Genomic DNA, 11,700 nt, shown 5'->3' on the forward strand with positions numbered 1-11,700 from the left:
GGGTAGTGGCACTCAATGCCTGAAGTGCCGCACGCCGGTGAACACCATGGCGATGCCGTGCTCGTCGGCGGCGGCGATCACGTCCTCGTCGCGCATCGAGCCGCCGGGCTGGATCACGGCCGTGGCGCCGGCCTCGATGGCCGACAGCAGGCCGTCGGCGAAGGGGAAGAAGGCGTCGGAAGCGACGACCGAACCCCTGGTCAGCGGCTCGGCCAGGCCAGCCGCCTCGGCAGCGTCGAGCGCCTTGCGGGCGGCGATGCGCGAGGAATCGACGCGGCTCATCTGGCCGGCGCCGATGCCGACGGTCGAGCCGTCCTTGACGTAGACGATGGCATTCGACTTGACGTGCTTGGCGACGCGGAAGGCAAATTTAAGGTCGGCCATCTCGGCCGGAGTCGGCGCGCGTTTCGTCACCACCTTGAGCTCGAGGTCGTCGACCACCGCATCGTCGCGGCTTTGCACCAGCAGCCCGCCGGCGACCGATTTGGCAACCGTGCCGGCGGCGCGCGGGTCGGGCAGGCCGCCGGTGACCAGAAGGCGCAAGTTCTTCTTCGCCGCTATGATCGCCGCGGCCTCGTCGGTGGCATCGGGCGCGATGATGACCTCGGTGAAGGTCTTCACGATCTCTTCCGCTGCCTCTGCGTCGAGCATGCGGTTCATGGCGACGATGCCGCCAAAGGCCGAGACCGGATCGCAGGCCAGCGCCTTTGCGTAAGCCGCCTTCAGCGTCGCGCCCTCGGCCACACCACACGGGTTGGCGTGCTTGATGATGGCTATCGCCGCCGACCGGGTCGGATCGAATTCACCGACCAGTTCGAAGGCGGCGTCGGTATCGTTGATGTTGTTGTAGGAAAGCTGCTTGCCCTGCAGCTGCCTGGCGGTCGCGACGCCCGGGCGCTTGTCGCCGGAGAGATAGAAGCCGGCGCCCTGATGCGGGTTCTCGCCATAGCGCATCACCTGGTCGAGACGGCCGCCGAAGGCGCGCCAGGTCGGATGCTCGATTTCGAGCGTGTCGGCAAACCAGCCGGAGATCGCCGCATCGTAGGTCGCGGTGCGGGCAAAGGCCTTCGCCGCCAGCTTCTTGCGGAAATCGAGCGACAGCGAGCCGAGATTCATCTCCAGCGCGTTGAGCACCGATGCATAGTCGGCAGGGTCGGTGACGATGGCGACATAGGCGTGGTTCTTGGCCGAGGCGCGGATCATCGCCGGGCCGCCGATGTCGATGTTTTCCACGATCGAGGCGTAGCCGGCGCCGGAGCGGCGGACCTCCTCGAACGGGTAGAGGTTGGACACGACGAGGTCGATCGGCTGGATGTGGTGGTCGTGCATCGCTTTCGCGTGCTCGGGGTCGTCGCGCACGCCGAGCAGGGCGCCATGCACCGAGGGATGCAAGGTCTTGACGCGACCGTCCATGATCTCGGGAAAGCCGGTCAGCTCCGAAACATCGCGTACGGCCAGGCCGGCCCCGGCGATCTCCTTCGCGGTGCCGCCGGTGGAGACCAGCTCGACGCCGGCGGCGGCAAGGGCTTTGGCAAAGTCGATCAAACCGGTCTTGTCGAAAACGGAAAGCAGCGCGCGGCGAATCGGAACGAGGTCGGGCGCCGGAATGTTCTTGGCGGGGACGGCCATGGCTGGCGGCCTTTCAAGGCTGGTTGGGAACGTTCGCGGGCCGTAGCATATGAGGCTCGGAAATCAAGCGCGCAACTCGGGTTCCTTGGCCGCGAATCAATTGTTCTCGGGATAGCCGGCGACGGCGGCGCGCGTCAGCTGCCAGTGCACCTCGGCGATCTCCGAGGCCTTGAAGGCAAGCACGATCTGCCGGCTGCGGCGCGGTCCGCCGAGCCCGGCGAAATAGATGGATTCCTCGATTTCCGGCGCCACTTCGGCACAAGTGAACACCCAGGTGTCGCCCTGGGAGGCCGCCAGGGTCAGGCGGCCCTGCTCGTCGTGCAGCAGGCCGATGTCGGGATGGGTATGGAAGCGCACGGTGACGAAGTCGCGGCCATTGTTGCGGATCGCCGCACCTCCGGGGCGAAGGAAGCGGTCGCGGCCGGTCAGCACATTGCCGTTCTCCGCCAGCTTCAGCTCCCGCTCGTGCAGCAAGCCGAAGCGCGCGGCATAGCCGTCGTGGCGCGCGACAAAGCCCTGCACACCCTTCTGGTCGATGCGCTTGCAGGGCACGTGCTGGGGGCCGCCGATCAGCGGCGAGCCGAGCAGGTCGCTGACCCGCAACGAGTGACTGAAGCGCGCCGAGGACGTGTCGTTGACGGTGGCTGTCGAATGCGCGGCGGTGGCGCGGGCGAGCGGCCGGAATTCGGCGGCGCCATAGGTGTCGATGCCTGCGTTGACGATGAAATGCTGGCGCCCGGAGGAAAGCTCGAAGGCGAGGCAGCCGGCATGCGCCGCGTTGGAGATGTCGACAGGCGGCGGCAGGCCGGTGTCGGCAATCACCGTGACGCCGCCCATCGACAGGCGCTCATAGCCGGAATGGGGCGCGTGCAGCAGCGGCGCGCCGACCGTGTCGTCATGACGCAGGATGGTGGCGATGCGATCGTGGATGGTGGCGCCCATGCCGTTGAAGCGGGCAAGGCTGCCGTCCTGGTGGCGGAAGAAGCGCAGCGCCGGCAGCATGCGGTCGATGGCGTTGATCAGCGCCGGCGGCGGCGCCTCGGCCTGGTTGGCATAGGTCTGGCGCAACGGCAGAAGGTCGGCCAGCAATTCCAGCACCGTCATCGGGTTGCGCGAGATGTGACCGCCGTCCGGCAGGATCTGGTGGTCGAGCTCCTCGGCCAGGTTGCGCGTGGCGGCGCGCAGCGCCGAGGCCGGCGCGGGTAGCGACAGGGTGGAGAAGGCGAGCGCGATGCGAGCGCGCAGCCTGTCCTTGCCGTCCGGCATCTCGCGCGCCATCGATCTGAGATAGCGGATCTGCATGGCGAGCGATTTGAGGAAGGCGCGGTAGAACGGGAATTCAGCGCCTTGCAGCACGACCGAGGAATGCTGGAGCCAGGCAATCACCCGCTTGGCTGTCGTGCCAGGCTCCCAGGCGACGCCCGATATCTGGTTGCCGTGCATGACGATCCAGTCCGAGACCAGGGCGCGAGCGTTGGCGGCGGCGAGCTCGGTGCCTGCGGCGCGCATATGGCGCAGCCAGCGGAAGCCGTGCAGCGACTTTTGCCAGCCGCGGTTGGGCACATTGATCTGGAAAGGCGATTTGCCGCCGGTCTCGACCATGTGGCCGGACAGCGGATAGCGGCCATAGTAGATTTCGAGCGCGATCTGCGGGTCGGCGAGCCTCAGATCCGGCGGCGCGATGAGGACGCGCTCGGGCGTGCGGCCGGAATAACGCCAGCGATAGATAGGACCGGCACGAAGGCGCCGGCGCGTTTTGCGCCAGAACTCCCTCGCGACAAGCGTCCAAAGACGCGTCGTGCTGCCGGCAGCAAGTGCCAAAACCCCTCCTGATAGTCGTCAGCCCCTAAGCACAAGCTTATATGATTCAAGAACTTATGCGAAGGCGGATTTCGCCGAAGTGAACCCCTTCACGCGGCCATGGCCTGGGCGTCGCTAAAAAAGTCGGCAAGATTTATGCAATAACGTCCCAAATCGTCCTTCTCATGCGGGCGGCAAAGAAGCCGTCGAGCCCCGAAACCCCCGGTGAATTCAGCACCAAATCGGCGGGGGTGGTGCGCAGCGTGCCATCGGGCGTGAGGAAGGGATCGAGGCCGGCGAATTCACCCGCTTGGATCGGATCGGCGATCACGCCGCGAGTTCCGGCAAGGAAGACGCGATAGAGCTCATCGCCCTCGATCGGGTCGAGCGAGCAATTGGAAAAGACGAGCCGTCCGCCCGGTTTGACGAGAGTGACGGCGTGAGCGAGCAGGCGCCGCTGCAGCGTGGCGAGCTTCTCGACATCGGCCATGGTTTTGGTCCACGGCACGTCGGGATGCCGGCGCACGGTGCCGGTCGAGGAGCAGGGCGCGTCGAGCAGCACGGCGTCGAACGGCTCCGCCGGCCGGTAGTCGAGCAGGTCGGTGTGCGCCAGTTCGGCCGAAAGGCCGAGGCGTTTTAGGTTCTCACCCAGCCTGGCCAGCCGGTTCTTTGAACTGTCGACGGCGGTGACGTTCGCGCCGGCGAGGATCAGCTGGGCCGTCTTGCCGCCGGGCGCGGCGCAAAGATCGGCGATGCGTTGTCCCTCGATGGCGCCGAAAAGGCGCGCGGGCAGGGCTGCCGCCGCATCCTGCAACCACCAGGCGCCCTCGGCGAAGCCGGGCAGATCGGTGACGCCGGTCTGCAGCTTCTCGACGCGCACCGTGCCGGTCGGCAGCACGATGCCGCCCAGCTTCTCCGCCCAGAGCGAAGGGTCGGTTTTAACGGTGAAATCGACCGGAGCCTCATGGCGATGTGCGGCAAGAATGGCCTCCGCCCTGGCGGCGCCATAGGCTGTGGCCAGTCGGTCTGCGAACCACTGGGGCGCCTCGGTCGTCGCGGCGAGCGTCGGCGCCAGCTCGGCGCCCTTGGCACGCGCCAGCGAGCGCAGCACGCCGTTGACGAGACCGGAGAAACGCAGCGTGCGTGGGTCGGACTTGGCGTGGGTGACGGCGAGGTCGACGGCGGCGCTGTCGGGGATGTCGAGAAACAGGATCTGCGCGGCGGCCACGTGCAGGATGTGCGAGAGCACGGTGGCGTTGGCCGGCAACGGCCTTTCCAGACGCCTTGCAAGCAGTCCGGCAATGGTCATGCGGTGACGCAGCGCCGTGACCAGAATGGCGCGCACCAATGCGCGGTCGCGTTGGTCGAGCGCCTTGTATTGCGGGTGGCCGTGCTCGTTGTCGGTCAGGCCGTCGAGCGGGGTATGGGCATCGATGACGGCGGCAAGCAGGCGGGCGGCCGCCTTGCGCGCCGCGAGGCCGGCGACCGTTTCGCTCGCACTTGCGTCACCTCTGCCTTGGGTTTGCGGTCGGCGCTTCGCTCCGCTCACGACCACGGACCTTTGGATCCTCCGCCGCGGGGGCCGGTCGGGTTGCGACCCCAGGGATTGGGCTTCGGCCGCTCCGGCTCGGCCGGCTGGCTCCATGGCCCTGCCTGCGGCTCGTCCGGCTGGCCTGGCGCAGGGGCTTCGCGCCGCGCGGCTTGGGCGGCACCGCTCATCTCGCGCGCCATCTGCTGCAGGGCGGCGATGCGGTTCTCTGTGCTCGGGTGGGTCGAGAACAGATTGTCCATGCGCTCACCGTGCAACGGATTGATGATGAACAGATGTGCCATCGCCGGATTGCGCTCGGCATCCGGATTGGGAATGCGCTCGGCGCCGCGCGCGATCTTGTCGAGCGCCGAGGCGAGCCACAACGGATTTCCGCAAATTTCGGCGCCGCGCCGGTCGGCCTCGTATTCGCGGGTGCGGCTCACCGCCATTTGCACGATCATGGCGGCAAAGGGCGCAACGAGCATGGCGACAAGCACGCCGACGAAGCCCAGCGGATTGTTGTTTTCGCGGCTGCCGCCGAAGAAGAAGGCGAAATTGCCGAGCATCGAGATCGCGCCGGCAAGCGTGGCGACAATCGTCATGGTGAGCGTGTCGCGATGCTGCACATGGGCGAGTTCATGCGCCATCACCGCCGCTACCTCTTCGTGGCTGAGCCGCTCCAGCAGGCCGGTCGATGCGGCCACAGCGGCGTTTTCGGGATTGCGGCCAGTGGCGAAGGCGTTCGGCTGCGGACTGTCGATCAGATAGGTCTTCGGCATCGGCAGGCCCGCCTGCTTGGCCAGCGCCTCAACGATCGCATAATATTCGGGAGCGTTCCTCTCGTCGACCTCGATGGCGCGGTTCATCGACAGCACCATCTTGTCGGCATTCCAGTAGCTGAACAGGTTCATGCCGGCGGCGAACAGCAAGGCGATCACCATGCCGCCGGTGCCGCCGATCAGAAAGCCGACGCCCATGAACAGCGCGGTCATCGCGGCAAGGAGCATGGCGGTGCGAAGCGTATTCATCGTCTCTTCCGTCTGGCGTGGTGGCGAATAGGGGTCGATCCTGCCATTGTCATGGCTATATCATGGGAAAGGCCGGTCCCCGTTTCAATCGGCAGGAAGCATCGCATGACCGAACAACCCAACAAAACCGAAGCCGCCGAAGGCGACAAGCCGCAAAGGACGCTGACGCTTGAGGCGCAGCGCGCATTGGCGGAAGCCGAAGCCCGGCGGAAGGCATACCGCGAGGCGGAAGCCCGCCTGCCGAAAGAGCTCGGCGGCCGCGGCGGCAAGGAACCCGGGCGCTACGGCGACTGGGAGGTGAAGGGCCTGGCCACCGATTTCTAATGACACTCGATGCGCGTCGCGCTGAAGCGGATTCAGGCGACGCGCTTTAAGTGCTTGTTTGTGCTGCCGTCTTCGCAAAACCGCTGCACACCGCGACATACGTCAGGCCGCGTCGCGCTGCGGCTCGATGATCATCCAGCCATTGTCGTCCGTGGCGACGCCGAGGGCATCGTAGGTGGCGATGCTGGCGTGCTGCGTCACGACCGGATGGACATGCGTGGCGCTGATCACCATCACCGAGGCGCCGGAGGCTTCGCCCGCGGCGATGCCGGCCGGGGCATCCTCGAAGACGAGGCAATCGCGCGCCTCGACGCCGAGACGCTTTGCCGCCAAAAGAAAACAGTCGGGCGCCGGCTTGCCGCGGGTGACGTCCTCGGCCGAGACCATGATGGCCGGCACCGGAATGCCGGCCGCCGCCATACGCAGCAGCGCGAGTTCCCGCGGCGCCGAGGTGACGACCGCCCAGCGCTCCGGCGGCAGCGACTTGAGAAACGCCACAGCACCCGGAATCGGAACGATGCCCTCGAGGTCGGCCGCCTCGGCCTCGAGCAGCGCATCGGCTTCCACGACGGGATCGACGCCGGGAAGCTTCAGCGCGGCGATGGTCTCGATCGCGCGCTTGCCGTGGATAGTCGGCAGGAAGCTCGCGACGTCGAGGCCGTGACGGCGAGCCCACTTGGTCCACACGCGTTCCGCCGCGGCGATCGAATTGAGGACCGTGCCGTCCATGTCGAAAAGGAAAGCGGCGAACTTTCTGCCTGGGAACATCGGATATCCTGGGGGAATCGTTTTCGGGGAGCGCGAAACGCACCGCTATCCTAACCTCCGAAGCGGAGCCTGCAAAGGCGCATGCCGGCATTTCGACTCGCCGCCGGAACAACGCTCCTCATTGCGGCGTTCTCCAACCAGTCTTGCAAGACCACCAACAAGGGCAAGACCACCAACAAGGGCAAGACCACCAACAAGGGGAAGTGATGCTGATCAGGCTCGGCTACGAAATCGCCATCGAATGCGATGCCGCGACGCCGATCATCGCGCTTCTCGACATCCACCCGGATCGCCATGCCGACATCAAGCGGCAGACACGCTTTCTCACCTCGCCTTCGGTGCCGACGACCACCTATCGCGACAGCCATGGCAATATCTGCCGCCGCTTCACGGCGCCGGCCGGCGGTTTTCGCATCCTCTTTGATGGGGTGATCGAGGACAGCGGCGAGGCCGACGAGATCAACACGCTGGCGCGCGAAATGCCGGTGGCGGAGCTGCCGGACGAGGTGCTCGTCTACCTGCTCGGCAGCCGCTATTGCGAAACCGATCACCTCAGCAACCTCGCCTGGGAGCTGTTCGGCCACCTGCCGCCCGGCTGGGCGCGCGCGCAGGCGATCGTCGACTATGTCCATAGCCGGCTTTCGTTCGGCTACGGCTATGCCCGCGCCACCCGCACGGCGGCGCAGGCGCATGAGGAGCGCGTCGGCGTTTGCCGCGACTTCGCGCATCTTTCGATCGCGCTCTGCCGCGCGATAAACATTCCAGCGCGCTATGTGAACGGCTATCTCGGCGATATCGGCGTGCCGGCCGATCCGGCGCCGATGGATTTCTCAGCTTGGATGGAAGTGTTCCTCGACGGGAAATGGTACGCGTTCGATCCGCGCCACAATCGTCCAAGGATCGGCCGCGTCGTGATCGCGCGCGGCCGCGACGCCACCGACGTGCCGCTGCTGCACAGCTTCGGCCCGCATCGGCTTACCCTGTTCAAGGTGTGGACCTATGAGCAGGAAGGCAACCTGTTCAAGCCGCCGCATCACGGCATCGACAGGACCGCGAGCGCCCAGATGCTCGCCTAAGCCAGGCGGCTGTTTCACTGCGGCGCCAGCACCAGCGCTGACCCGCTTTAGCACAGGGCGCGCTGTGCCGAAGCGGGAAGGGCCGCAATCGCTCCGCCACTCATGGTAAGCGCTTTATTAACGGCATTTCCCTATTGCGTTTCCATTTACCCGCCATTCACCTTCCTGTCTGCCGTGTTCCAGCAAAAACAATGAGTTAACTGTCGCTCCGCGCCTTCGAACAGAAGGGTGTCCGTGTCTGGCCGAAATCCTGCAGCGCTTCCGTTGAGCGGCACCGAAGCCGCAGCAGGCGGGGGTGAGGATGCGGCAGTTGAAAGGTCTCGCTCGTGGGGTGGACGGCTTTGCGCGGGATCGCGGAGGCAATTTCGCGGTTCTGTTTGGGGCTGCCGCATCGGTGCTGGCGCTGGGGGTGGGATTCGCAGTCAATATCGCGCAGGTCTACAATGCGAGATCGAGTCTGCAGAGCGTCGTCGATGCCGCTGTGACTTCGACGGCACGCGATCTCACCCTAGGCATCATCAAGGAAGCCGATGCCAACGCATCGGTACAGGCATTTCTCGACGCCAACAGCGCGGCCGGCATCTTGCAGGCCGACCAGATCGTGCTCGACAAGCTCACCATCGACAGGACATCGAAGACCGTGCAGGTGAATGCGCATGCCGATGTCGGCCTCTATTTTCCGCTGTTCAGCGTTGGCGATATGCAGCGTGTCGCCGCCTCGACCACCGCGCTCTATTCGGACAAGAAGATCGAGGTGGCGCTGATGCTCGACATCACCGGCTCCATGGCGGCCAACAAGCGCGCCAAGACCAATAAGATCGGCGACCTGCAGGCGGCCGCGTCGCAGACGGTCAAGGATCTCCTCGGACAGAACCGGGATCCCAGCGAGCCTCGGGTCCGGGTGGCGATCGTCCCCTATGCCGAGGCCGTCAACACTGGCGGCCTCGCCGACACCGTCTTCGTCGAGACGTCGACCGGACCGAAGCTGCCGCCGCCGATCGATGCGCCCCTTGCCGTTTCCGTGACGACCGCGCCTGACAAATGCGCCACTGAACGCAAGGACAAGGACGGCTATGCCGATTATTCGTCCGACGGCCCGTATACGCTGCGGCAGGACAACAATGGCAGGACCTATCAGGCCAAGGTCAACCGCGACTACCGCATGAAAGTGTGTCCATCCGCGGCGCTGGTTCCGCTGACGGCCGATCAGAACAAGCTGCTCACGGCCATCGGTCATTTCCAAGCTGCGGGCGTGACGGCAGGTGGCATTGCCGCGCAATGGGGCTATTACATGCTTTCGCCGTCCTGGCGTTCGGCCATCGCCGATGCCCGCCTGGGCGCGGGTCCGGCGAATTTCGATCCGAAGAAAGTGGCAAAGATCGCCATCCTGATGACGGATGGCCAGTTCAACACCGCCTTTGCCCGCGGGCGCGGCACGTCCGCGTCCGACGACGAGGGCCGGAGGTCGCGCGCCAATGCCGAAGCCATTTGCGAGAATATGAAGCACGACGGCATAGAGGTTTTCACCATCGGCTTCGATCTCAACGATCCGTCGATGACGACGACCGAGAGGGATCAAGCGAGATCCGTATTGAAGGACTGTGCGACCGACGACACGTCGTCGCTGAAGCATTTTTACGAGGCCGCCACGGGCACCGAACTGTCAGATGCCTTCGATCAGATCACCCGCAATATCGAGAAGCTCACCATCAATCGCTGACCCACAGGGCAGGCCGCGAGAAAAGGAAAAGGCCGCCGCTTCTTGACGAAGCAGGCGGCCTTCCGTGTTTCCGTCCATGACGCGGCTCCTGGCGGCGACCCCTTCGGGTCACCTGCCGCGCGTCTCGCGCCTTAACGGGAAGACTGCTTCCCGGAAGTGCAATCCGCTGAGCTCACGTTATGGAAAACGAAATCACTCGACATCGGATCACCTCCTTTCGGTTTGTTGAACACAGCCAAATGATGGGGTGCGTCGCGGAAAAACACAAGATGACGCTACGGAATGGCCGTGCATCGGGTGAGGATCATCCTCGCGCGATGCTTTTGCGCAACAGATCGGGATTGCGGTCGACGGGCCGGTGGACGACAGTGGCGCTCCAGGGCCGGGTTCGCCTATTGGGAGGTGGGAATGGACGCCGCCGACAGAGCCGCGCGGATCGTACGCAGGGTCGTCGAGACGTTGAAGCCGGGTTTTGCGGTCAGGCTTTGGACCGGCGAGCGGATCGGGCCCGCCGGCGGTCCGGTGCTTGCCATCAACGATCAGGACATCGTCTGGCAACTGGTGCGGCGTCCTGCCTTCTCGACGCTTGTCGAGATGTGGATTTCCAAGACCGTCGACATCGAAGAGGGCACGCTGTTCGACTTCTACGCCGTGCCCTCGCAGGGCAGGCTCAAGACGAAGCTCAGATCATTGCCCAAGCTGGAGATCCTGCGCGACCTGCCGGTGGTGCTGTTCTCGCGAAAACAGATGACGGCGCGCAGCGACCTCTCCGGCCGCAACCCCTATGTCAGCGGGTCGAACAAGGAAGCGATCCAGCATCACTACGACATTTCGAATGCCTTCTACCGGCTCTTCCTTGACGAGCACATGGTCTATAGCTGTGGGTATTTCAAGGATTTCGCCAACGGCATCGACCAGGCGCAAGTCGACAAGCTCGACCATATCTGCCGCAAGCTCAGGCTGAAGCCCGGCGAAAGGCTGCTCGATATCGGCTGCGGCTGGGGCGCGATGCTGATCCATGCAGCGAAGCATTACGGCGTCGTCGGCCATGGCGTCTCGTTGTCGCGGGCCCAGACGCAGCTTGCCCGCGAGCGCATTCGCGCCGAGGGTCTCGAGGACCGCATCACCATCGAGATCAAATCCTACGCCGAGCTCTCCGGCGCGTTCGACAAGATATCGTCCATCGGCATGTTCGAGCATCTGGGTATCGCCAATCACGACGCCTACTTTTCGGCCGTCCATCGTCTGCTCAAGCCCGGCGGCATCTATCTGCACCACGCCATCACCAGGCGCAGCAAGGGCGACATCCGCAAGACGTTGCGCAAGGGCCCGGAATACAAGGCGCTGATCAAATACATCTTCCCAGGCGGAGAGCTCGACACGATCGGCATGACGCTCGGCAATCTCGAGGCGCGTGGCTTCCTCGTCCATGATGTCGAGAACCTTCGCGAGCATTATCAGCGCACCTGCCGGCTGTGGGCCGAGCGTCTCCATGCGCGCTTCGACGAGGCGACCGCCGAGGTCGGCGAGGCGAAAGCGCGGCTATGGCTGCTCTATCTCACCGGCTGCTCGATCGCCTTCGAACGCGCCTCGGCGCAGATTTTCCAGACCGTCGCCACCAAGCGCGCGCGGGGACCAAGCGGCCTGCCGCCGACGCGTGAAGATTTGTACCGGTAGGGACAAGGCAGGTCAGGCGAACCGCACTTCCGCGCCGATCTCGACGCGTGCCGGCCGGTCGACGGTGCAATAAACGCCGATATTGTGGGCGTTGTAGCGGACCAGGTTGCGCAGGATGCCGGGGTCGTTGTCGAAGCCGTCCTGGGC

General features: G+C 65.1%; 10 protein-coding genes and 1 pseudogene. 5 read left to right on the plus strand and 6 right to left on the minus strand.

The genetic code is table 11. The annotated features are described in order from the left end of the window. Positions 1-12 precede the first annotated feature (12 nt). From purH to htpX, 4 genes are all read right to left on the minus strand, one after another. Positions 13-1,629: a bifunctional phosphoribosylaminoimidazolecarboxamide formyltransferase/IMP cyclohydrolase gene (gene purH, locus EOA32_RS24875; RefSeq protein WP_095778035.1), complete on the minus strand. Its 1,617-nt coding sequence runs from the start codon at positions 1,627-1,629 to the stop codon at positions 13-15. Between the two features lie 96 nt (positions 1,630-1,725). Continuing rightward, positions 1,726-3,450 (minus strand): heparinase II/III family protein, encoded by a 1,725-nt coding sequence (locus EOA32_RS24880; protein WP_128373136.1) that lies wholly within the window; start codon positions 3,448-3,450, stop codon positions 1,726-1,728. Positions 3,451-3,583: 133 nt separating this feature from the next. Beyond that, entirely contained in the window at positions 3,584-4,984 is a 1,401-nt protein-coding gene (locus tag EOA32_RS24885; protein WP_245499374.1) for an RsmB/NOP family class I SAM-dependent RNA methyltransferase, read from the minus strand. Next, positions 4,975-5,988 (minus strand): zinc metalloprotease HtpX, encoded by a 1,014-nt coding sequence (htpX, locus tag EOA32_RS24890; protein WP_128373138.1) that lies wholly within the window; start codon positions 5,986-5,988, stop codon positions 4,975-4,977. The genes EOA32_RS24885 and htpX overlap by 10 nt, the downstream gene beginning before the upstream one ends. Before the next feature lie 105 nt (positions 5,989-6,093). On the opposite strand from htpX, the gene EOA32_RS24895 reads away from it, so the two are divergent. Beyond that, positions 6,094-6,312, plus strand: a complete 219-nt coding sequence (locus EOA32_RS24895) for a DUF1674 domain-containing protein (RefSeq protein ID WP_067001484.1) — start codon at positions 6,094-6,096, stop codon at positions 6,310-6,312. Positions 6,313-6,414: 102 nt separating this feature from the next. On the opposite strand, the gene EOA32_RS24900 is transcribed toward EOA32_RS24895, so the two are convergent. Next, a complete protein-coding gene (locus tag EOA32_RS24900; RefSeq protein WP_128373139.1) occupies positions 6,415-7,080 on the minus strand; it encodes an HAD-IA family hydrolase in 666 nt (221 codons plus the stop codon). Positions 7,081-7,161: 81 nt separating this feature from the next. Between EOA32_RS24900 and EOA32_RS40635 the strand changes: the two genes are divergently transcribed. From EOA32_RS40635 to EOA32_RS24915, 4 genes are all read left to right on the plus strand, one after another. Next, positions 7,162-7,287 (plus strand): hypothetical protein, encoded by a 126-nt coding sequence (locus EOA32_RS40635; protein WP_278057108.1) that lies wholly within the window; start codon positions 7,162-7,164, stop codon positions 7,285-7,287. Then, positions 7,287-8,156: a transglutaminase family protein gene (locus EOA32_RS24905; RefSeq protein WP_128373140.1), complete on the plus strand. Its 870-nt coding sequence runs from the start codon at positions 7,287-7,289 to the stop codon at positions 8,154-8,156. Before EOA32_RS40635 ends, EOA32_RS24905 begins: the two co-directional genes overlap by 1 nt. A gap of 301 nt (positions 8,157-8,457) precedes the next feature. Further along, a complete protein-coding gene (locus EOA32_RS24910) occupies positions 8,458-9,876 on the plus strand; it encodes a pilus assembly protein (protein WP_128373141.1) in 1,419 nt (472 codons plus the stop codon). A gap of 408 nt (positions 9,877-10,284) precedes the next feature. Next, on the plus strand, positions 10,285-11,553 hold the full coding sequence (locus tag EOA32_RS24915) for a cyclopropane-fatty-acyl-phospholipid synthase family protein (RefSeq protein ID WP_128373142.1): 1,269 nt from the start codon (positions 10,285-10,287) through the stop codon (positions 11,551-11,553). 12 nt (positions 11,554-11,565) lie between these two features. Here EOA32_RS24915 and EOA32_RS40090 read toward each other — a convergent pair. Then, positions 11,566-11,700: pseudogene (locus EOA32_RS40090) on the minus strand (MOSC domain-containing protein); the annotation flags it as partial.

It is taken from the genome of Mesorhizobium sp. M1A.F.Ca.ET.072.01.1.1 (assembly GCF_004023325.1).
Classification (GTDB): Bacteria; Pseudomonadota; Alphaproteobacteria; order Rhizobiales; family Rhizobiaceae; genus Mesorhizobium.

What these genes read in the sequence shown, in the direction of transcription:
- purH (WP_095778035.1), bottom strand. Translation starts at nt 1,629, where the DNA reads ATGGCCGTCCCCGCCAAGAACATTCCGGCGCCCGACCTCGTTCCGATT.
- htpX (WP_128373138.1), bottom strand. Translation starts at nt 5,988, where the DNA reads ATGAATACGCTTCGCACCGCCATGCTCCTTGCCGCGATGACCGCGCTG.
- EOA32_RS24895 (WP_067001484.1), top strand. Translation starts at nt 6,094, where the DNA reads ATGACCGAACAACCCAACAAAACCGAAGCCGCCGAAGGCGACAAGCCG.
- EOA32_RS24900 (WP_128373139.1), bottom strand. Translation starts at nt 7,080, where the DNA reads ATGTTCCCAGGCAGAAAGTTCGCCGCTTTCCTTTTCGACATGGACGGC.
- EOA32_RS40635 (WP_278057108.1), top strand. Translation starts at nt 7,162, where the DNA reads ATGCCGGCATTTCGACTCGCCGCCGGAACAACGCTCCTCATTGCGGCG.
- EOA32_RS24905 (WP_128373140.1), top strand. Translation starts at nt 7,287, where the DNA reads ATGCTGATCAGGCTCGGCTACGAAATCGCCATCGAATGCGATGCCGCG.
- EOA32_RS24910 (WP_128373141.1), top strand. Translation starts at nt 8,458, where the DNA reads ATGCGGCAGTTGAAAGGTCTCGCTCGTGGGGTGGACGGCTTTGCGCGG.
- EOA32_RS24915 (WP_128373142.1), top strand. Translation starts at nt 10,285, where the DNA reads ATGGACGCCGCCGACAGAGCCGCGCGGATCGTACGCAGGGTCGTCGAG.